Genomic DNA, 19,977 nt, shown 5'->3' on the forward strand with positions numbered 1-19,977 from the left:
ATGGTCGCGCAGGCCGAACGCGAACTGGTCCAGCAGCAGTTCGAGGACCTCCGCAGCACCTGCACCGCCGGCAGCGGCATCCTGCTGCCCGGTGAGGAGGTCGTCAGCTACTACCCGGCGTCGATGGAGGCCCGGGCCGAGGAGTTCGGCCTGGCCGGCACGAACGTCGACGGCACGCAGTGGCAGGTCGGCGACTGCGACGTCCGCTTCCCGCTGCACTCGATCTCGAAGGTCTTCACCTACGGGCTCGCGCTGGAGGACAACGGCCTGGCCGAGACGCTGCGCCGGGTCGGGGTCGAGCCGTCGGGCGACCCGTTCAACTCCATCACCTTCGACGAGACGCACAACCGCCCGTTCAACCCGATGATCAACGCGGGGGCGCTGGTCGCGGCGAACATGGTCAAGGGGGCCACCAGGGAGGAGCGCGCCGAGCGGCTCCTGGAGCGCAACCGGGTCTACACCGGCAACCCGTCGCTGGAGATCGACCGCGCCGTCCTCGACGAGCAGCTGGTCTCCAACGACCGCAACCTCGGGCTCAGCTACCTCATGCGGAGCCTGGGGATGCTGCACGGCGACATCGACGACACCCTCTACGTCTACCTCGCCGCCTGCTCGATCACGGTGACCGCGCCGGAGCTGTCGGCGATGGGCGCGACGCTGGCCCACGGCGGGGTCAACCCGCTGACCGGTGAACGGGCGCTGCCACGCGAGCACCTGCGCACGGTGATCAGCGTGATGAGCATGTGCGGGATGTACGACGCCGCGGGCGAGTGGGCGCACGACGTCGGCATCCCGGCCAAGAGCGGGGTGTCCGGCGGGATCATGGGTGTGCTGCCGCGCTGGTTCGGGCTCGGCGTGTACTCCCCCGGCCTGGACCGGCACGGCAACTCGGTGCGCGGCGTCGCGGTCTGCCGGGAGCTGTCGTCGCGGTTCGGGCTGCACGTGTTCGCCGACCCGCAGGAGTCGCGGTTCGGCCGGATCGCCCAGCCCGACTGAGCCGTACCCCGGGGTGGGCGGCCGCCCACCCCGGGGCCGCGGTCAGAGCGAGGCGATCAGGCGGTCCACCCGCTCGTCGACGGCGCGGAACGGGTCCTTGCACAGCACGGTGCGCTGGGCCTGGTCGTTCAGCTTCAGGTGCACCCAGTCGACGGTGAAGTCCCGCCCGGCGGCCTGCGCGGCGGCGATGAAGTCCCCGCGCAGCTTCGCCCGGGTCGACTGCGGCGGGGTGTCCTTGGCCGCCTCGATCTCGCCGTCGTCGGTGACCCGGTCGACCAGCGCCTTGCGCTGCAGCATGTCGAACAGGCCGCGGCCGCGGCGGACGTCGTGGTAGGCCAGGTCGAGCTGGGCGACCCGGGCGCTGGACAGGTCCAGGTCGTGCCGGGCCCGGTAGCGCTCCACCAGCCGGTGCTTGATCGCCCAGTCGATCTCGCGGTCGATCTTCGACAGGTCCTGGGACTCGACGGCGTCGAGGGTGCGGCCCCACAGCTCGACGACGCGCGCCATCGCCGGGTCCGGGTGCCCGGTCGCCTCCAGGTACTCCACGGCGCGGGCGTGGTACTCGCGCTGGATGTCCAGCGCCGAGGCCTCCCGGCCGCCGGCCATCCGCACCGGGCGGCGCCCGGTGAGGTCGTGGCTGATCTCGCGGATCGCGCGGATCGGGTTGTCCAGGGTGAAGTCCCGGAACTGGACGCCGGCCTCGATCATCTCCAGCACCAGGGTGGCCGACCCGACCTTGAGCAGGGTCGTCACCTCGGACATGTTCGAGTCGCCGACGATCACGTGCAGCCGCCGGTAGCGCTCGGCGTCGGCGTGCGGCTCGTCGCGGGTGTTGATGATCGGCCGGGACCGGGTCGTCGCCGAGGAGACGCCCTCCCAGATGTGCTCGGCCCGCTGGGACAGGCAGTACACGGCGCCGCGCGGGGTCTGCAGGACCTTCCCGGCACCGCAGATGAGCTGGCGGGTGACCAGGAACGGCAGGAGCACGTCGGCGATCCGGGAGAACTCGCCCTGCCGCGCGACGAGGTAGTTCTCGTGGCAGCCGTAGGAGTTCCCCGCGGAGTCGGTGTTGTTCTTGAACAGGTAGATGTCCCCGCCGATGCCCTCGTCGACCAGGCGCCGCTCGGCGTCGACGAGGAGGTCCTCGAGGATCCGTTCACCGGCCTTGTCGTGCGACACGAGCTGGGTCAGCGAGTCGCACTCCGCCGTGGCGTACTCGGGGTGCGACCCGACGTCGAGGTAGAGACGGGCACCGTTGCGGAGGAAGACGTTGGAGGACCGGCCCCACGACACCACCCGGCGGAAGAGGTAGCGCGCCACCTCGTCCGGGGACAGTCGGCGCTGTCCGTGGAAGGTGCACGTGACACCGAACTCCGTCTCGACCCCGAAGATCCGACGCTGCATGCCGTTCAGGGTAGGCGCCCGACCCCCTCTACTGTCACGACTGTGAGTGGATGGTTCGAACGCGTCGCCCGCAGGTCCCGTCGTCTGGACCGCGGGGTGGACTCGGTGTCCCGGGCCGACCGGGCGGTCACCGAGTTCATCGCGAGCCGTCCACCGAGCCGGGTGGACACCTCGGTGCGCCGGCTCACCCGCACCGCCGACCACAGCGTGCTGTGGTTCGCGATCGCCGCGGCGCTGTCGGTGCGCCGGGGGGCCGGGCGCAAGGCGGCGATGCGCGGGATCGCGTCCATCGCGCTGACCAGCTTCACCGCGAACGCGCTGCTCAAGCCGTTGCTGCCGCGCCGGCGGCCGGCCGCGGCGGAGCTGCCCGCCTACCGGACGGTGGCCGACCCGCCGTCGTCGTCGTCGTTCCCGTCGGGGCACGCCGCCTCGGCCGCGGCGTTCGCGACCGCGGTGGTGATGGAGAACCGCCGGGCCGCGCCGGTCGTGGTGCCGCTGGCGGCACTGGTCGGCTGGTCTCGGGTGCACGTGGGCGTGCACTGGACCTCCGACGTGATCGTCGGCGCGGCGATCGGCACCGGCGTGGCGAAGCTGACGAACCGCTGGTGGCCGGTGCGTCCCAGCGACGAGGCCCGCGCCCGCCCGATCGACACCGTCCCGGTCCTGCCGCAGGGCGAGGGCCTGGTCATCGTGTCGAACCCGTTCTCCGGGCCGCCCGACCACGACGTGTCCGACGAGGTCCGTGAGCGGCTGCCCGCGGCGCACCACCTCGTCGTCGGGGACGGGGTCAAGGTCGAGGACATGCTGACCGACGCGATCGCACAGCGCGGGCAGTGGGTGCGCGCCGTGGGCGTCGCGGGCGGGGACGGCACCGTCGCCACCGCCGCCGCGGTCGCGGACCGGCACGGCCTGCCGCTGGTCGTCGTGCCGGGCGGGACGCTGAACCACTTCGCCCGCGACGTCGGTGTCTACGACACCCAGGAGGCCGTCGACGCCACCCAGGCCGGCGAGGCCGTCGCGGTCGACCTGGCACTGGTCGAGGCCCACCCGGGCCGCCTCGACGACCCCGAGGACGTCTCGGTCACCCGCACCCGCTACTTCATCAACACCGCGTCGATCGGCTCCTACCCGGAGCTGGTGCGGCTGCGTGAGCAGTGGCAGCCGCGCTACGGCAAGTGGCCGGCGTTCGCCGCGGCGCTGATCACGGTGCTGCAGCGCTCGGAGAAGATCTCGGTCCGGATCGGGGACCGCTGGTACAAGGTCTGGTTCCTGTTCGTCGGCAACGGCCCGTACCACCCGCGCGGCGCGGTGCCCGCCTGGCGGCCGACGCTGGACTCGGGCCTGCTCGACGTCCGCTGGCTGCGCGCCGACGTGCGGTTCTCCCGGCTGCGGGTCGTCCTCGCGCTGATCCTGGGGGCCCTGGGGCACAGCCGGGTCTACCACCAGCGGGAGGTGCCCAGCCTCGACGTCGAGCTGCTGGAGCCGAGCATGCTGGCCACCGACGGCGAGGTCGTCGAGGAGGCCGGGCGCTACACCTTCCGGGTCGCCGTGAAGCCGATCCCGGTCTACCGCCGCGACGAGGACCGCTGGACCGGGCGGGACCGCCCGTTCCAGGGATGAGCGGCGTGCTTCTGCGCTCGGTGCGGCCGCTGCGGCCCGGCTGCGACGGCCTGGGCGACCCCGTCGACGTGCTCCTGGACGGGGGCCGGGTGCGCGCCGTGGGCGCCGGGCTCGACCCGGGCGGCGCCGAGGTCGTCGGGTGCGACGGGCGGGCGCTGCTCCCGGGGCTGTGGGACCACCACGTGCACATGGCGCAGTGGGCGCTGGCCCGCCGCAGGCTCGACGTGTCCGGCGCCCGCTCGGCCGCCGGCGCCGCGGCACTCGTCGCGGCCCGGATGGCGACCGCGCCGCCCGCCCCCGGTGAGGTGCTGGTCGGGTTCGGGTTCCGCGACGCGCTGTGGCCCGACGAGGCGCACCGCTCGCTGCTCGACCCGGTCACCGGTGACACCCCGGTCGTGCTCGTGTCCGGGGACCTGCACCAGGGGTGGCTCAACGGCGCCGCGCTGGCCCGCTTCGGGCACGGCGGGCACCCGACCGGCCGGATCCGGGAGTCGGAGTTCTTCGCCGTCGTCTCCCCCGCGCTGCAGGACGCACCGACCGAGGCCCTCGACGGGTTCGTCGCCGACGCCGTCACCGCGGCCTCGGCGCGCGGGGTGGTCGGCGTCGTCGACTTCGAGGCGCCGTGGTCGCTGCCGGACTGGCGGCGCCGGATCGCCGGCGGCACGACCGGGCTGCGGGTCGAGGCGTCGGTGTGGCCCGACCGCCTCGACGACGCCCTGGCCACCGGGCTGCGCAGCGGCGACGTCGTCGAGGGCACCGGGGGCCTGCTCACCGCGGGCCCGCTGAAGGTGATCACCGACGGGTCGCTCAACACCCGCACCGCCTACTGCTACGACCCCTACCCCGCGCCGCCGGAGAACCCCCTGGAGCACCCGTGCGGGTTGCTGCTGGTCCCGCCGGCACAGCTGCGGCCGCTGCTGGCCCGGGCGCACGCGGGTGGGCTCACCGCGGCCCTGCACGCCATCGGCGACCACGCCAACACCCTGGTCCTCGACGCGTTCGCCGGGACCGGGGCCCGCGGGCGGGTCGAGCACGCCCAGCTGCTCACCGGCGACGACGTGCCCCGCTTCGCCGGGCTCGGCCTGGTCGCGAGCGTGCAGCCCGAGCACGCCCTCGACGACCGCGACGTCGCCGACCGGCTCTGGGCGGGCCGCACCGACCGGGCGTTCGCGTTCGCGTCGCTGCACCGCGCCGGGGCCCGCCTCGCGCTCGGCTCCGACGCCCCGGTGGCGCCGCTGGACCCGTGGATCGCGCTCGCCGCGGCCGTGCACCGCACCGCCGACGACCGGGACCGCTGGCACCCCGAGCAGGAGATCGACCGGGCGACCGCGCTCGGTGCGTCGTTCGGGGTGGTCGACGGCTCGGCCGCCGCGGTCGTCGTGGGCGCGCCCGCCGACCTCGTGCTGACCGACGCCGACCCGACCTCCTGCGACCCGGCGACGCTGCGGGCCATGCCGGTCGCGGCGACGCTCGTCGGCGGCCGGTTCACCCACCGCGCCGGTGTCTGACCCGGGGGTGCACGAGCGGGTCGGGCTCCCGGGCGGGCCGCTGGACCTGCTGCGTCCCGCCGACCCGGACGCCGTCGCGTTCGACCCGGTCGCCGTCGACGAGGGGGTGGAGGAGCTGCACCCGCCGCACTGGGCGCGGCTGTGGCCGTCCGGGCGGGCGCTGGCGACGGCGCTGGACGACGCCGGCCCCGCCCTGCTGACCGGACGCTCGGTGCTGGAGCTGGGCTGCGGGCTGGGTCTGCCGTCGCTGGTCGCCGCCCGGGCCGGGGCGCACCCGGTGCTCGCGACCGACCGCTCCCCCGCCGCTCCGGGGTGGGTGGCGGCGACCGCGCGCCGCGCAGGGCTGCGGGTCGCGACCGCGGTCGCCGCGTTCGACGGCACCGGCGACGCCCTCGGCGGCCGCGGCTGGGACCTGGTCCTGGCCGCCGACGTGCTCTACGGCGCGGCCGCCGCGGACGCGCTCACCGCGCTGCTGCCGCGGGTGACCGGCCCGGACGGGCAGGTGTGGCTGGCCGACCCGGGGCGCCCGGAGGCGCCGCGCTGGCTCGACGCGGCCCGGGAGACCTGGACGGTCACGACCCGCCGGCTGCCGGGCGGGGTGGACCTGCACGTCCTGCGCCGCCCCTGACCGTGCGGTCGGGGGCGCCGGCACTGCGGATGCCGTCGCACCGACCGGCTGCGATCATGGCCGGTGCACCGCGCAACGTCCTCCGGAAGGGGTTCCGCCATCCTCCGCCTGCCTCGGGCCGCCGCCTTCGCCGGCCTGGCCGTGACGTTCGCCGTGGTGATGCTCGGGGCGACGATGCCGACCCCGATGTACGCGCTCTACCAGCGCGAGCTCGGGTTCTCCCCCACCGTCCAGACCGTGATCTTCGCGCTCTACGCGGTCGGTGTGCTCGCCGCGCTGCTGGTCACCGGCCGGTGGTCGGACCAGCTGGGGCGGCGACCGGTGCTGCTGGCCGGGGTGGCGCTGTCGCTGGCGTCGAGCCTGGTGTTCCTGGTCGCGGGTCCGGTGTGGGTGCTGCTGGTGGGGCGGCTGCTGTCCGGGTTCTCCGCCGGGATCTTCGCGGGGGCGGCGACCGCCGCGGTCATCGAGGCCGCACCGGAGTCCTGGCGCGAACGCGGGGCCGCGGTCGCGACCGTCGCCAACATCGGCGGGCTGGGGCTGGGCGCGGCGCTCGCCGGGGTCGCGGTCGAGTACCTGCCGGCGCCGCTGCACCTGTCCTTCGCAGTGCACGCGGTCGCCGTCGCGCTGTGCGGGCTGCTCGTGCTGGGCGCCCCGGAGACGGTCACCGACCGGTCCGCGCACCCGGAGCTGCGGCCGCAGGTCCCCGAGGTGCCGCCCGCGGTGCGCGCGGTGTTCGTGCCGGCGGCGACGGCCGGGTTCGCCGGGTTCGCGGTGCTGGGCCTGTTCACCGCGCTGTCCCCGCGGATCGTGTCGGATCTGATCGGGATCGCGAACCACGCCGTCGCCGGGGCGATGTCGCTGCTGCTGCTGGGCGCCTCGGTGCTCGCGCAGCTCGCGGTCCGCACCGCGCCCACCGAGCGGATCCTCGCCCTGGGCTGTGTGCTGCTGGCGGCCGGTCTCGCGCTCGTCGCGCTGTCGGTGGCGCAGGGCTCGATGGCCGAGCTGGTGGCCGGCGCGGTGGTCGCCGGGGCCGGTCAGGGCATGACGTTCTCCAAGGGCCTGGCCGCGGTGAACGCGCGGGTGGAGGCCCACCAGCGGGCGGGGACGACGTCGTCGTACTTCGTGGTGGTCTACGTGGCGATCTCGCTGCCGGTCGTCGGCCTGGGCGCGGCGAGCCAGGCGTGGGGGCTGCGGACCGCGGGGATCGTGTTCTGCGTCGCGGCCGCGGTGCTCGCGCTGCTGGCGCTGGCGGCGCTGCTGGTCATCCAGCGGCGCGACGCGCGCGCGGCCGTGTGAGCCGTCACCGGTAGCCCGTCGTGTCGGCGGGCAGTCCCGCGTCCTGGACCTCGGTGACGTAGCGCCAGGCGTCGGGCCGGGACCCGTCGACGTCGTCGACCCCGTAGACCCGCCCGAGATCGCCCGAGGAGGTGGAGCGGCCGTTCCAGCGGTGCCGGTCGGGGTCGGCGGCCAGCGCGGCGATCCCGCGGCCGACGAACCGCGGGCTCTCCGAGATCGCGAAGTGCGGCTCGGCCGCGCACGCGTCGCGCCAGGTGTCGGCGGTGACCCCGAACTGCTCCAGCATGATCTCCGAGCGCAGCCAGCCCGGGGTGACCGCGACCGCGGTCCCGCCGTGCCCGCGCAGCTCGTGCGCCCAGGATCGGGCCAGCCGGACGGGCGCGATCTTGGCCAGGTCGTAGAAGACGTTGAGCCGGTAGTTCTCGGCGTTGTAGGTGTCGGTGCCGTCGGTGACCTCGACGACGAGGCCGCCGGGTGTGCGGGAGAGCAGCCCCAGGGCGTGGTGGGCGGTGACGAGGTGGGTCTCGACCGCCAGGCGCAGCGTGCGCAGCCCGTTGTCCAGGTCGAGTTCCCAGACCGGGACGTCCCACTCGACCATCATCTCGCCGCCCCAGATGTCGTTGACCAGCACGTCGAGCCGGCCGTGGTCGCGCTCGACCCGCGCCACCAGCGCCGCGACCGCTCCGGGGTCGAGGTGGTCGGTGGGCACGGCGATGCCGGTGCCGCCCGCGGCGGTGACGAGATCGGCGGTGTCCTCGATCGTCTCCGGCCGGTCGTACTCCGAGCGGGCCGCGCGGGTGCTGCGGCCGGTGCAGTACACGACCGCGCCGGCCGCGCCCAGCTCGACCGCGATCCCCCGTCCGGCGCCGCGCGTCGCGCCCGCCACCAGCGCCACCCTGTCCCTCAGGTCCGTCATACCGGGCAGCGTGTCAGGGACCGGATTGTTTGTAAACGAGCATTCGGTTATGTTCGCCGGAGCCGAGCCGAGCCGAGCCGACGAGGGGACCAACCCGCAGCATGTTCGAGACGACCACCGAGATCATTGACCTCCAGCGACTGCTGGACGCCTCCGTCTCCGGAGCCGGGGACCACCTGCGCAGCATCGTCACCCCCGGGGAGCGGACGCTCACCGCCGAGCAGCTCGTCCGGGTCGCCACCGGCATCTGCACCCTGGCGCTGGCCACCACCACGCGGGGCGGCGAGCCCCGCGTCAGCGGCGTGGACGGGCACCTCCTGCACGGTGCGTGGGTCGTGGGCACCGACCCACGCGCGGTCAAGGCCCGCCACCTCGCGGTCCGCCCCGCGGTCAGCGCCTCCCACCTGCGCGGCGACGACCTCGGGATCTTCACACACGGGACGGCGCACCCTCTGAACCCGGCCGGCGGCCCGGAGCACCCGCGGTGGCCCGAGACCCTCGGCTACCTGAAGGACTGCTACGGACCGGACGGGTTCGTCTGGGACGAGGTGGTCTTCTACCGGATCGAGCCCACCTGGATGGTCGCCTACAGCCCCGACCCGGCCGGCCTCGCCGGGTCCGCGGCGTCCGTGGCGCCGCCCGCCTGAGAGGGTGAGCCGTGCCCCGTCGCAAGCAGGTCCCCGACGCGGACGTCCTCGACGCCGCCCTCGACGTGCTGCACGCCCGCGGCCCGCAGGCGCTCACCTTCGCCGCGCTGGCCGAGGCGAGCGGGCTGGCCCCGGCGACCCTCGTGCAGCGCTTCGGCGGCAAGTCCGACCTGCTGCGCCGGACCCTGCTGCACGCGTGGGACCGGCTCGACCGCCAGACCGCCGGGGACGGGGCCCGGGCGGAGCGCACGCCGGAGGGCGCCGTCGCGTTCCTGGTCGGGCTCTCGGGGCAGTACGGCGGGATCGACAGCTACGCCGACGCGCTGCTGGTCCTGCGCGAGGACCTCCTCGACCCCGACGTACGACGACGGGGCGCCGCCTGGCAGCAGGCACTCACCGACGTCCTCGACGCGTGCCTGGCCGGCACCCCGGGCGCCCCGGACGGCGCCGGCGCGCTCCTGGCGACCCACTGGCAGGGCGCCCTGCTGTGGTGGAGCTTCGACCCCCGGGTGCCGGTCGCCGAGCACGTGGAGCGGGAGCTGACCCGGTTCGTGGCCGCGGTGCTCACGCCTCCGGCAGGTTCTGCACGTGCCGGAACCCGAACCGGCCCTTGATGCACAGGTGCCCGTGGGTGACCGAGTGGTCCGCCGGGCTGGTGACGTTGACGATCTCGCCCCGCTGCACGTGCAGCTCCAGGTTGCAGCCGACCCCGCAGAACGAGCAGATCGTCGTCGTGACGGTCTCCTCGTCGGGGTGCCAGTCGCCGGCCTCGCGACGGTCGTGCTCGGCGACCGACTTCAGCGCCCCGGTCGGGCAGACCCCGATGCAGTTGCCGCAGTAGACGCACGCCGAGCCGGGCAGCTCGACGTCGTGCTCGGTGGCGATGCGGGCGTCGAAGCCGCGGCCCGCGGCGGCGATCGCGAAGGTGAACTGGGCGTCGGTCCCGCAGGCGTTGACGCACTTGTAGCACATGATGCAGCGCGAGTAGTCCCGCACGTAGAGCTCGTTGTCGATCTTCACGGGCTGGGCGACGGTCGCCCGGGTCGCGCCGTCGGGGGCCGGGTGGTGCCCGGCGTGGCGGCGGTCGCGCTCCCCCGCCGCGGCCGGCGGCGCGGGCGGTCCGTAGCGCTCGGGGTCGACGCCGTAGTCGGTCATCCAGCGCGCCACGTCGGCGCTCGCCTGGGTCATGTCCACCGAGGACGCCAGCAGCTCCAGCACCATCCGGCGGCTGTGCCGGACCTTGTCGGTGTCGGTCCGCACCTCCATGCCGTCCTCGCAGCGCCGCGCGCAGGAGGGCACCAGCGCGCGGGAGCCCTCGACCTCGACAACGCAGACCCGGCAGGCGTTGACCGGGTCCATGTTCGGCGCCCAGCACAGGGTGGGGGTGTCGGCCTGGGCGGGCGAGCCCTCGCGGTGCAGGGCGTCGAGGATCGTCGCGTCCTCCGGGACCCGGACCTCGGTGCCGTCCAGCGAGACGGTGACGGTGCGCCGGATCGCGCCGAGCATCACCGGGCCGCCGGCGAGCCGTTCGGCCGGTCCGGGGCCGGAGCCCGCCGGGTCGGCCACGGTCACGCCGACCGCGCCGGCCCCGTTCGTGCGGTGCAGGGCGGCGACGCCCTCGCCCGCGCCGGGGCCGTCGCCGGGGGTGCCGTTGCCCGACGATGCGTCCGCCTCGGGCGCGCCGTCGACCTCCCCGGCCCGGGGCGCCCGCGAGCCGCCGCCCGGCCCCATCGGGCCCTTGCCGCTGGTCGTGGTCATCGACGCCCCCCGTGTCCGTTCGACGAGTGCGACGGCGCCGCGATCAGTCCCAGGTCGAGTGCGGAGGCGACGGCCGACGGCGCGGTCTGCCCGAGCCCGCAGATCGACGCGTCGCGCATGACGCGGGCGAGGTCGTCGAGCAGGGCCAGCTCGGTCTCCCGCGACCCGAGCGGGGCACCGCGTTCCAGCCGGGCCAGTGCCTCCTCCTGGCGCACCGTCCCGACCCGGCACGGCACGCACTGCCCGCAGGACTCGTCGCGGAAGAAGGCCGCGATCCGGCGGAGGGTGGCGGTGAGGTCGGCGCGGTCGTCGAACACGAGCACGACGCCGGACCCGAGGGTGGCGCCGATGTCGCGGGCCCCCTCCAGGGTGAGGGCCACGTCGAGGTCCTGCGGGAGCACGAACCCGCCCGCGGCGCCGCCCAGCAGCACGGTGCGCAGCGTGCCGCGGGTGCCGCCGGCGAGGTCGAGCAGCTCGCGCAGGGTGGTGCCGAAGTCGACCTCGTACACCCCGGGGACGCCGACGGCACCGGACACGCAGAACAGCTTCGACCCGGTGGACCGGCCCCCGCCGACCGCGGCGAACGCGCCGCCGCCGATGTTCAGCACCTCCAACACGTTGTAGAGGGTCTCGACGTTGTTGATCGCGGTCGGCTTGCCGAACAGCCCCGAGGTCGCCGGGAAGGGCGGCTTGTTCCGCGGCTCGCCCCGGTAGCCCTCGATCGACTCCAGCAGCGCGGTCTCCTCACCGCAGATGTAGGCGCCCGCCCCGCGGCGCAGGTCGATGTCGAAGGCGAAGCCCTCCCCCATGACGTCGTCACCGAGGTGGCCGCGCGCCCGGGCCGCGGCGATCGCGTCCTGCAGCCGGCGGGTGGCCAGCGGGTACTCGCCGCGGATGTAGAGGTGCCCGACGGTGGCGCCGGTGACGTAGCCGGCGATCGTCATGGCCTCGACCAGGCCGAACGGGTCGCCCTCCATGAGCACCCGGTCCTTGAAGGTGCCCGGCTCGGACTCGTCGGCGTTGCAGACGAGGTGGTGCGGGCGCTCCGGGGACTGCGCGACGCCCTCCCACTTGACGCCGGTGGGGAACGCGGCGCCGCCGCGCCCGGTGAGCGAGGCGTCCTTCAGCTCGGCGATCACCCGGGTGGCGCCGAGGCGCACCGCGCGGCGCAGGGCCGCGTAGCCGCCGCGGGCGCGGTAGTCGTCGAGCGAGGTGGGGTCGACGACGCCGACCCGGCGCAGCAGCCGCAGGTGCTCCCCGGTCCGGGTCTGCGGGGCCGAGACGGTGGTGTCGGCGAAGGCCCGGTCGGCCTCCGACGCCTGCTCCCCGTCCGGGTCGGCGGGCGCGTGCGCCGCGGCGAGGACGGCCTGCGGGGTCGCGGGGGCCTGGGACAGGTCGGGCTCGCCCGCGCGCTGGTGCAGCACCGCGGGTGCCCGCTCGCACAGTCCCAGGCAGGGGCTGCGCACCACGCAGGCGCGCCCGCCGTCGAGGTCGCGCTCCAGCGCCGCGACGATCTCCTCGCCGCCGGACGGGCCGCACGCCACGTCGTCGCAGACGTGCACCACCCGCGGGGCACGCGGCTCGACGGAGAACATCGCGTAGAAGGTGGCGACGCCGTACACCTCGGCCGGCGGGACCTGCAGCGTCCGCGCGACGTGGTTCAGCGACCCCTCCGACAGCCATCCCGCCGCGTCGTGCACCGCGTGCAGCAGCGGCAGCAGCAGGTGGCGCCGCGAGCGGGCGGCGTGCCCGGCGTGCGCCGACCGGGTCGGCCGGTCCCCGGCGGTGGCGTCCGCGGCGGTGGGGGCGAGCAGCGCGAACGCGGCGTCGATCGTGTCCCGTTCGGCCGCGGTCGGTGCGGCGGTGGAGATGTGGAGATCCATTCACAGCCTCTCGATCCGCACCGCGGTCGCCTTGAACTCCGAGGTCCCCGACTTGGGGTCCCAGGCGTCGTTGGTGAGCACGTTGACGTCGACCTGTTCGGTGAAGTGCGGGGTGAACGACGCCAGCCCCGGCCGCAGCGACCGGTCGACCCATACCGGCGCCTCGACACTGCCGCGACGGCTGGTGACCCGCACCCGGTCGCCGTCGGTGACGCCGAGCGCGGCGGCGTCGGCCGCGTCGATGCGCAGCGACTCGCGGCGGCGCAGCGGCGAGGCGTAGCCGCCGGTCTGCACCCCGGAGTTGTAGGCGTCGAGCAACCGCACCGTGGTGAGCCGGATCGGGTACTCCTCGGTGAGCTCGTCGGCCGGCGGGACGTGCTCGACCGGGGTGAACGGCGCCGGCGTCCCGCGCTCGTCCGGGTCGTCGGCCCACAGCCGGGTGTGCATCAGCGGGGTGCCCGGGTGGTCCTCGGCGGGGCAGGGCCACTGGATGCCGCCGAGGGTGTCGAGGCGGTCGTAGCTCATGCCGTGGTGCCAGTTCAGCGACACCGAGCGCAGCTCGTCCCACACCTGCTCGGCGGTCGGCTCGCCCCAGTCGTGCCCGAGGCGCTGCGCGACGCCGCAGATGATGTGGGTGTCGGGGCGGGCCAGGCCCGGCGGGTCGAGGGCCTTGCGGACCCGCTGGACGCGGCGTTCGGAGTTGGTGACGGTGCCCTCGTACTCGCACCAGTCCGCGGCGGCGGGCAGCACGACGTCGGCGAGCTCGGCGGTGGCGGTGCGGAAGATGTCCTGCACGACGAGGTGGTCGAGCGAGGACAGCAGGTGCCGGGCGTGGGTGGCGTCGGCCTCGGACTCGGCCGGGTTCTCCCCGATGCAGTACAGCGCGCTCATCTCCCCGGCCTCCATCGCCTCGAACATCTGCGACAGGTGCCTGCCCGGACGGTCGGGGAACTCGACGCCGCCGTAGACGGCGTGGAAGCGGGCGTGTGCGTCGGCGTCGGACACGTCGTAGCCGCCGGGCAGCTTGGCCGGGATCGCGCCCATGTCGCCGCCGCCCTGCACGTTGTTCTGCCCGCGCAGCGGCACCAGGCCGGAGCCGTAGCGGCCGACGTGCCCGGTCAGCAGCGCGAGGTTGATCAGGGCGAAGACGTAGTCGGCGGCGTTGTGGTGCTCGGTGATGCCCAGCGTCCAGCAGATCTGGGCGCGGTCGGCGCGGCCGTAGGCGTGCGCCAGCTCCCGGATCGACGACGCCGGGACCCCGGTGATCCCCTCGGCACGTTCGAGGGTGTACGGCTCCACCGCGGCCCGGTAGTCCTCGAACCCGGTGGTGGAGCGCTCGACGAACGCGTGGTTGACCAGCCCGGCGTGGATGATCTCGCGGCCGACCGCGTTGGCCAGCGCGATGTCGGTGCCCACGTCGAGCCCGAGCCAGGAGTCCGCCCAGTGCGCGGTGGAGGTGTGGCGCGGGTCGACCGAGAACATCCGGGCGCCCTTGCGGATCCCCTGCAGCACGTGGTGGAAGAAGATCGGGTGCGTCTCGCGGGCGTTGCTGCCCCACAGGACGAGGAGGTCGGCGTTCTCCGCCTCGACGTAGGCGGAGGTGCCGCCGCCGGCACCGAACACTGCCGTCAGACCGACGACGCTGGGAGCGTGTCAAGTGCGGTTGCAGCTGTCGACGTTGTTGCTGCCCATCACCGCCCGGGCGAACTTCTGGGCGACGTAGTTCATCTCGTTGGTCGCCTTGGAGCAGCTGAACATGCCGAAGCGGTCCCCCGGGACACCGGCGAACCCGGCCGCGGCGCGGTCGAGGGCCTCGTCCCAGGACGCCGGGCGCAGCACCCCGTTCTCGCGGACCAGCGGCTCGGTGAGGCGGACGTGGCGGGGCCGGAAGCCCCGGCGCGATCCCTGCGGGCGGGTGGCGGTCATCGTCGGCCTCCGGCGTGGTGGTTCCCTCGGCTCCCGCACCGTAGCAAGGTCGAGACCCGCGTCACACCCCTTCGAGCTCGTCCCCGGTCACCAGCGGGAACCACGGCGGCAGCGGCGCCGTCCCGCCCGCGACGACCACCGGGCGCCCCAGCTCCCCCGCCGTGCGGGCGCGGACGGTGCGGACCCGGCCCCCGTCGTGCAGCCGCACCGCGGGCAGCGGGCGGGCCCGGGCCGCGGCCAGCTCGGCGGGGGTGTTGACGTTGGTCAGCGACGCCAGGTCCGGGTCGAGGCGGGCCAGCACCGGGTCGCTGCGCAGGGTCTGCTCGCCGATCCGGCAGACCGCGACCCGGTCGAACAGCGACGGCGGGCGGCCCTGCCCGGCCGCGGTCAGCCCGTCGATCACCGGGGCGAGCGCGGTGGCGTAGGCGGCGGCGAGCGGCTGGTGGTGCCCGAACGCCTCGGGCAGCGCGACGTCGTGGTCCCCGCGCAGGTCCAGCACGCGGGCGACGAACGCGGGGTGCAGCAGCGGCAGGTCGGTGGAGGCGACGAACGCCGCCCGCGCCCGGCCGGCGACGGCGGCCAGCCCGGCGCCGATCGCGGGCAGCGGGCCGAGGCCGGGCACCGGGTCGTCGACGACCTCGGTGCCCGGCGGCAGTTCCGGCAGCTCCTGCCCGGCGGCACGCACCACGACCAGCGGCCCGTCCACCGCCCGGCCCAGTACGGCGACGGTGCGGGTCAGCAGCGCCGCCCCGTGCCAGTCCAGCGACGCCTTCGCCGTCCCCATCCGCGACGACGCCCCGCCCGCCGGCACGATCCCCGCCCCCGGCCGCCGACCCCCGTACCCGCGCACGCGGCCGATCCTCCTCCTACCCTGGGGGGTCGACAGCGGGAGGGGATCGGAATGGGACGGCTCACCGTGCGGCGCCCGGTGCTGCACCTGAACGGGGACGGCAGCACCCGGTCGCGGCCGGACACCCTCGTCGCCGAGGAGCCGCTGGAGCTGCGGGTCGGGGGGAAGGCGCTGTCGGTGACGATGCGCACCCCCGGCCACGACGTGGAGCTCGCGCACGGGTTCCTGCTGACCGAGGGTGTGATCGGCTCCGGGCTGGACCTGGCCGGGGCCCGCTACTGCAACTCCGTCGACGAGCAGGGCCGCAACACCTACAACGTGTTAGACGTCGACCTGGCCGAGGGCGTCGCCCCGCCGGACGCGTCGGTGGAGCGGAACTTCTACACCACCTCGTCGTGCGGGGTGTGCGGGAAGGCCTCGCTGGACGCGGTGAAGCTCAAGACCCGCCACTCCCCGGCGGCGGACCCGCTGCGGATCGGCCGGGAGCTGCTGCTGGAGCTGCCCGACCGGCTGCGCGAGCACCAGAAGGTGTTCGGCTCCACCGGCGGGCTGCACGCCGCCGCCCTGTTCGACGCCGACGGCGGCCTGCTCGCCGCCCGCGAGGACGTGGGCCGGCACAACGCGGTGGACAAGGTGCTGGGCCGGATGGTGATGGACGGCCGCGTGCCCGCCGCCGGCACCGTGCTGATGGTGTCGGGGCGGGCGTCGTTCGAGCTCGTGCAGAAGGCCGTGATGGCCGGGGTGCCGATGCTCGCGGCGGTGTCGGCGCCGTCGTCGCTGGCGGTGGAGCTGGCCGAGGAGTCCGGGATGACCCTGGTCGGGTTCCTGCGCGGGCGGACCGGCAACGTCTACACCGGGGCCGAGCGCATCGACCTCGGCTGAGGCCGGGTCACGCCGGCGGCGGGCCCCACCCTCCCCCGCCGCCGGACACGGCGCGGACCACGTCACCCGGGCGCAGCTCGCCCGCGTCGTTGCCGCGACGCCACAGGGTCTCCTCCGTGTCGGTGCCCGGGCGCAGGACGACGTGGCTGGCCTCGCCGTCGCCGCCCCCGCCCGACCCGCGGGACAGCACGTCCCGGGTGTTCTCGTTGGCGTACTTGAGCACGGTGCCGTCCTCCAGCACCTGGTAGTCCCGGACGATGCCCCGGCCGCCCGCGTGCTCCCCGGCGCCCTCCGACCCCTCGGCGAAGCTGTAGCGCAGGCACCGCAGCGGGTAGCGGTTCTCCATCACCTCGACGGGCAGGTTCAAGGTGTCGCCGTCCAGGCTGAAGACCAGCGTCTCGCCGTGGCCGCTGCTGTGCCCGCCGTGCCCGCCGTCGATCGGGTCGATCATGATGAACGGGTCCCCGTGGGTCGGGTCGGTGCGCAGCAGGTACACGCCGAACAGCTGGTAGGACCCGGTCCCCGCGGCGGTGATGTTCATCGAGCTCTGCGCGACGCCGCTGGTGCCGTCGAACCCGACGTGCATCCGGTCCCCGCGGACCGTGACCGACACCGAGACCCGCGGCCGCACGTCCGGGTCGACGCCGTCGTAGTCCATCTCGACCGACCGGGTCACGGTGCCGTCGGGCAGGGCCTCGACCCGCCGGGCGACCGCGCGTGCGGTGGCGTCGACGGTGCGGTCCATCGCACCCCGGACGACCGCGGCGCCGTAGCGCTCGCACAGCGCGACGATGCGGGTGGCGCCCGCCCGGCAGGCCGACATCTGGGCGTCCAGGTCACCCCGGACGATGTCGGGGAACCGCACGTTCGACGCGATCAGGTCGAGCATGTCCGCGACCGGCTCGTGCCCGCGGACCAGGCGCTGGTGGGTGAAGCACAGCCCCTCCTGGAACAGCTCCGTGGAGGTCATGTCCCAGCCGCCGGGGGTGCGTCCGCCCACGTCCGCCCAGTGCGCGGTGACCGCGACGAAGGCGACCAGCCGTCCCTCGTGCAGCACCGGGGCGTAGACGGTCGTGTCGGAGATGTGGGTGCCGGTCAGGTAGGGGTCGTTGACGATCAGGACGTCCCCGTCGCCGTAGCCGTCCGCGCCGAGCTTCGCGAGCCCGGAGGGCACCGTGGCCGGCATGCACCCGATGAACACGGCGAGCCCGGGGTCCTCGGCCCACAGCTCGCCGTCCGGGGACAGCACCGCGACCGCGAAGTCCTTGGTGTCGTAGAGCAGCGGGTTGAACGCCGTGCGCACGACGATGTTGTTCATCTCGTGGGCGGTCGCCACCATCGAGTTCGCGATGATCTCGGTGACGACGGGGTCGGCGGTCACCGGTGCGGTCGCGTCGTGGTCGGTCATGAGTGGCCTCCGGTCGTTCCGGTGGGTCGCGGGTCGTCACGGGTGAGGTGCAGGTGGCCGTGCTCGTCGGTCGTGGCCGACCAGCCGGGCGGTACGACGGTGGTGTTGGCCCACTCGCAGACGACCGCCGCGCCGTCGACCCGGGTCCCGGCCGCGAGGCCGTCGCGGTCGAGCACCGCGGCGTCGGTCTCCGCGGCACCGAACCGGACCCGGCGGGTCCCGGTGGCGGGACCGTCGGCGGCGGGGGCGGGCGCGGGGAGCCGCGGGCTGTCGGTCACGACGGTGCCCCGGGCCCGCAGCGTCACGATCTCCAGGACGCTCTCGTGGGTCCGCGGCCCGTAGAGCCGTTCGTGGGCGGCGCGGAAGCCGGCCTCGATGCCCGCGACCAGCAGACCGGTGTCGGCGGTCCAGGCGGGGTCGACGGGGACGGCCACGGTGTGGTGCTGGCCCCGGAAGCGGACGTCGGCCGTGTGGCCCACCGCGACCGCGTCGGCGGGGAAGCCGTACCCGCGCAGGTGCGTCACGACCTCCGCCGCGAGCTCGTCCAGGGTCGCGACGACCGTGGGCACGGTCGCGGCGTCGAGCGGGGTCCGGGAGGCGTCCTCGTGGTAGTCGCTGCACAGGATCCCCCAGGCGGAGAAGGTGGCCGCCGCCCGCGGGACGACGACGTGCCCGATCCCGAGCTCCCCCGCGACCGCGGCGGCGAACAGGCCCCCGCCCCCGCCGTAGCCGACCAGCGTGAACTCCCGCGGATCGAGCCCGCGGGCCACCGTGACCGCCCGGATGGCGTTGGCCATGTTGGTCTCGGCGATGCGCAGGATGCCGGCGGCGGCCTCGGCCACGTCCAGGCCCAGCGGCTCGGCCACCCGGCTGCGCAGCGCCCGCTCGGCGGCGTCGCGGTCGAGCCGCATCCGCCCGCCCAGGAAGGTCTCCGGGTCCAGGTACCCGAGCAGCAGCTGGGCGTCGGTGACGGTGGGCTCGGTGCCGCCCTGGCCGAAGCACACCGGCCCCGGGACCGCGCCGGCGCTGCGCGGCCCCACCTTGAGGGCACCGCGCTCGTCCAGCCAGGCGACGGACCCCCCGCCGGCCCCGATCGAGGTGATGTCCACCGTGGCGCCGAGCACCGGGCGGCCGTCGACGGTCGTCGCGGTGCGCTCGACGAGCTGCCCGTCGACGACCAGGGCGACGTCGAAGGTCGTCCCGCCGACGTCGGCGCAGACGGCGCGCTTCACCCCCACCGCCGACGCGAGCTCACGGCAGGCGACGACGCCGCCGGCGGGCCCGGACATCAGCGTGCGCACCGGCAGCCCCGCGGCGCGGTCGGCGGACAGCACGCCACCATTGGACTGCATGATCCCGATGTGGTCGTCGAACCCGTCGGCGGCGAGGTGGGAGCTCAGCTCACGGAGGTAGCCGCCGAACAGCGGCTGGACGTAGGCGTTGAGCACCGCCGAGGAGGTCCGCTCGAACTCGTGCCACTCGGCGGCGACGTCGTGGGAGCAGGTGACGGCGACCCCGGGCAGCCGCTCCCGGCCGGGGGCGGGGACACCGGCCCCGGAGGACATGGCGGTGGAGACCGCGGTCGAGGAGGCACTGCGGGCGGTCCCGGACCGGGCCCTGGCGGCCGCGGGCCGGTCGCGGGGCTGGGTCCTGCTCGCCGCGACGCGCGCCCACCCGTCGGAGCAGGGCGACCTCCTGGCCCGCCGCATGGTCGACCGGGGGTCCGGACCGGGAGACGGCGGCACCCGCCTCGTGGCCGGGCTCGGGCGGACGGTCGAGGACCTGCACCGGGTCGTCGAGTCCTACCACGAGGCGTTCCTCGCCACCCGGGCCGCGCTGCTCGTGCCCCGGCTGGGCGACCTCGTGCACTGGGGCGACCTGGGGCCCTACGACCTGCTGCTGCGGCTGCCCGCCGAGGAGGTCCGGCGGGCCTCCGACGCCGCTGCGCTGCGCCTGCTGGCCGACGCCGACACCACCGGTGTCCTGGTCGACACCCTGGAGTCGTTCCTGGACCACGCCGGCGACGTGCGCGGAGCCGCCGAGGCGATGTGCGTGCACCGGGCGACGCTCTACTACCGGCTCCGGCGGATCGAGCAGCGCACCGGGTGCAGCCTGGCCTCGGGCCACGACCGGCTCGCGCTGCACCTCGCGGTGAAGCTGCGCCGGCTCGCCGCGGTGCAGGCGGGGACCGGCGGCTGACGCACCGACACCGGTCTGCGACGCCTGTCGCAACCTCGGCGCCGCACGCTTGTCAG

General features: G+C 75.1%; 17 protein-coding genes. 9 read left to right on the forward strand and 8 right to left on the reverse strand.

Annotated elements, in window-relative coordinates; genetic code table 11:
• Positions 1-996 carry a glutaminase A gene (gene glsA / locus KPL57_RS48305; protein ID WP_226357164.1) on the forward strand — a complete coding sequence of 332 codons (996 nt, stop codon included), beginning with the start codon at positions 1-3 and terminating at the stop codon, positions 994-996.
• 42 nt (positions 997-1,038) lie between these two features.
• Here glsA and pafA read toward each other — a convergent pair whose 3' ends face one another.
• Positions 1,039-2,400 (reverse strand): Pup--protein ligase, encoded by a 1,362-nt coding sequence (gene pafA / locus KPL57_RS48310; protein WP_226357165.1) that lies wholly within the window; start codon positions 2,398-2,400, stop codon positions 1,039-1,041.
• Positions 2,401-2,442: 42 nt separating this feature from the next.
• Between pafA and KPL57_RS48315 the strand changes: the two genes are divergently transcribed.
• From KPL57_RS48315 to KPL57_RS48330, 4 genes are all read left to right on the forward strand, one after another.
• A complete protein-coding gene (locus KPL57_RS48315) occupies positions 2,443-4,020 on the forward strand; it encodes a phosphatase PAP2 family protein (protein WP_226357166.1) in 1,578 nt (525 codons plus the stop codon).
• On the forward strand, positions 4,017-5,528 hold the full coding sequence (locus tag KPL57_RS48320; RefSeq protein WP_226357167.1) for an amidohydrolase: 1,512 nt from the start codon (positions 4,017-4,019) through the stop codon (positions 5,526-5,528). Before KPL57_RS48315 ends, KPL57_RS48320 begins: the two co-directional genes overlap by 4 nt.
• The gene (locus tag KPL57_RS48325; RefSeq protein ID WP_226357168.1) at positions 5,521-6,156 is read left to right on the forward strand and encodes a methyltransferase; all 636 of its coding nucleotides are present in this window, start codon (positions 5,521-5,523) and stop codon (positions 6,154-6,156) included. The genes KPL57_RS48320 and KPL57_RS48325 overlap by 8 nt, the downstream gene beginning before the upstream one ends.
• Before the next feature lie 63 nt (positions 6,157-6,219).
• Positions 6,220-7,452, forward strand: coding sequence for an MFS transporter (locus KPL57_RS48330; RefSeq protein ID WP_374203884.1), 1,233 nt, complete (start codon positions 6,220-6,222; stop codon positions 7,450-7,452).
• A gap of 4 nt (positions 7,453-7,456) precedes the next feature.
• Here KPL57_RS48330 and KPL57_RS48335 read toward each other — a convergent pair whose 3' ends face one another.
• The gene (locus KPL57_RS48335; RefSeq protein WP_226357169.1) at positions 7,457-8,368 is read right to left on the reverse strand and encodes an SDR family oxidoreductase; all 912 of its coding nucleotides are present in this window, start codon (positions 8,366-8,368) and stop codon (positions 7,457-7,459) included.
• A 101-nt stretch (positions 8,369-8,469) separates the two neighbouring features.
• On the opposite strand from KPL57_RS48335, the gene KPL57_RS48340 reads away from it, so the two are divergent.
• Together KPL57_RS48340 and KPL57_RS48345 are read left to right on the forward strand one after the other, a co-directional pair.
• Positions 8,470-9,015 (forward strand): pyridoxamine 5'-phosphate oxidase family protein, encoded by a 546-nt coding sequence (locus KPL57_RS48340; RefSeq protein WP_226357170.1) that lies wholly within the window; start codon positions 8,470-8,472, stop codon positions 9,013-9,015.
• An 11-nt stretch (positions 9,016-9,026) separates the two neighbouring features.
• Positions 9,027-9,629, forward strand: a complete 603-nt coding sequence (locus KPL57_RS48345) for a TetR/AcrR family transcriptional regulator (protein WP_226357171.1) — start codon at positions 9,027-9,029, stop codon at positions 9,627-9,629.
• On the opposite strand, the gene KPL57_RS48350 is transcribed toward KPL57_RS48345, so the two are convergent.
• From KPL57_RS48350 to KPL57_RS48365, 4 genes are all read right to left on the reverse strand, one after another.
• A complete protein-coding gene (locus KPL57_RS48350; protein WP_226357172.1) occupies positions 9,580-10,773 on the reverse strand; it encodes a 2Fe-2S iron-sulfur cluster-binding protein in 1,194 nt (397 codons plus the stop codon). The genes KPL57_RS48345 and KPL57_RS48350 overlap by 50 nt on opposite strands.
• Positions 10,770-12,656 carry an NAD(P)H-dependent oxidoreductase subunit E gene (locus tag KPL57_RS48355; RefSeq protein ID WP_226357173.1) on the reverse strand — a complete coding sequence of 629 codons (1,887 nt, stop codon included), beginning with the start codon at positions 12,654-12,656 and terminating at the stop codon, positions 10,770-10,772. Before KPL57_RS48355 ends, KPL57_RS48350 begins: the two co-directional genes overlap by 4 nt.
• Complete coding sequence (locus KPL57_RS48360) at positions 12,657-14,582, reverse strand: molybdopterin oxidoreductase family protein (protein ID WP_226357174.1); 1,926 nt, start codon at positions 14,580-14,582, stop codon at positions 12,657-12,659.
• A 61-nt stretch (positions 14,583-14,643) separates the two neighbouring features.
• Positions 14,644-15,432, reverse strand: a complete 789-nt coding sequence (locus tag KPL57_RS48365) for a molybdenum cofactor guanylyltransferase (RefSeq protein WP_226357175.1) — start codon at positions 15,430-15,432, stop codon at positions 14,644-14,646.
• A gap of 51 nt (positions 15,433-15,483) precedes the next feature.
• Here KPL57_RS48365 and fdhD point away from each other — a divergent pair, with 51 nt between their 5' ends.
• Positions 15,484-16,314, forward strand: coding sequence for a formate dehydrogenase accessory sulfurtransferase FdhD (fdhD, locus tag KPL57_RS48370; RefSeq protein ID WP_226357176.1), 831 nt, complete (start codon positions 15,484-15,486; stop codon positions 16,312-16,314).
• A 7-nt stretch (positions 16,315-16,321) separates the two neighbouring features.
• Here the strand turns inward: fdhD and KPL57_RS48375 are convergent, their stop codons facing one another.
• Together KPL57_RS48375 and KPL57_RS48380 are read right to left on the reverse strand one after the other, a co-directional pair.
• A complete protein-coding gene (locus KPL57_RS48375) occupies positions 16,322-17,722 on the reverse strand; it encodes a hydantoinase B/oxoprolinase family protein (protein ID WP_226357177.1) in 1,401 nt (466 codons plus the stop codon).
• Positions 17,719-19,287 carry a hydantoinase/oxoprolinase family protein gene (locus tag KPL57_RS48380; RefSeq protein ID WP_226357178.1) on the reverse strand — a complete coding sequence of 523 codons (1,569 nt, stop codon included), beginning with the start codon at positions 19,285-19,287 and terminating at the stop codon, positions 17,719-17,721. The genes KPL57_RS48375 and KPL57_RS48380 overlap by 4 nt, the downstream gene beginning before the upstream one ends.
• On the opposite strand from KPL57_RS48380, the gene KPL57_RS48385 reads away from it, so the two are divergent.
• Complete coding sequence (locus KPL57_RS48385; protein WP_226357179.1) at positions 19,286-19,921, forward strand: CdaR family transcriptional regulator; 636 nt, start codon at positions 19,286-19,288, stop codon at positions 19,919-19,921. The genes KPL57_RS48380 and KPL57_RS48385 overlap by 2 nt on opposite strands.
• Positions 19,922-19,977 lie beyond the last annotated feature (56 nt).

The organism is Pseudonocardia sp. ICBG601, from assembly GCF_020496245.1.

Bases quoted from the DNA above. Each gene is read 5' to 3' on its own strand.
- glsA (WP_226357164.1), top strand. From the start codon at position 1: ATGGTCGCGCAGGCCGAACGCGAACTGGTCCAGCAGCAGTTCGAGGAC.
- pafA (WP_226357165.1), bottom strand. From the start codon at position 2,400: ATGCAGCGTCGGATCTTCGGGGTCGAGACGGAGTTCGGTGTCACGTGC.
- KPL57_RS48320 (WP_226357167.1), top strand. From the start codon at position 4,017: ATGAGCGGCGTGCTTCTGCGCTCGGTGCGGCCGCTGCGGCCCGGCTGC.
- KPL57_RS48335 (WP_226357169.1), bottom strand. From the start codon at position 8,368: ATGACGGACCTGAGGGACAGGGTGGCGCTGGTGGCGGGCGCGACGCGC.
- KPL57_RS48340 (WP_226357170.1), top strand. From the start codon at position 8,470: ATGTTCGAGACGACCACCGAGATCATTGACCTCCAGCGACTGCTGGAC.
- KPL57_RS48350 (WP_226357172.1), bottom strand. From the start codon at position 10,773: ATGACCACGACCAGCGGCAAGGGCCCGATGGGGCCGGGCGGCGGCTCG.
- KPL57_RS48355 (WP_226357173.1), bottom strand. From the start codon at position 12,656: ATGGATCTCCACATCTCCACCGCCGCACCGACCGCGGCCGAACGGGAC.
- fdhD (WP_226357176.1), top strand. From the start codon at position 15,484: ATGGGACGGCTCACCGTGCGGCGCCCGGTGCTGCACCTGAACGGGGAC.
- KPL57_RS48375 (WP_226357177.1), bottom strand. From the start codon at position 17,722: ATGACCGACCACGACGCGACCGCACCGGTGACCGCCGACCCCGTCGTC.
- KPL57_RS48385 (WP_226357179.1), top strand. From the start codon at position 19,286: ATGGCGGTGGAGACCGCGGTCGAGGAGGCACTGCGGGCGGTCCCGGAC.
- KPL57_RS48380 (WP_226357178.1), bottom strand. From the start codon at position 19,287: ATGTCCTCCGGGGCCGGTGTCCCCGCCCCCGGCCGGGAGCGGCTGCCC.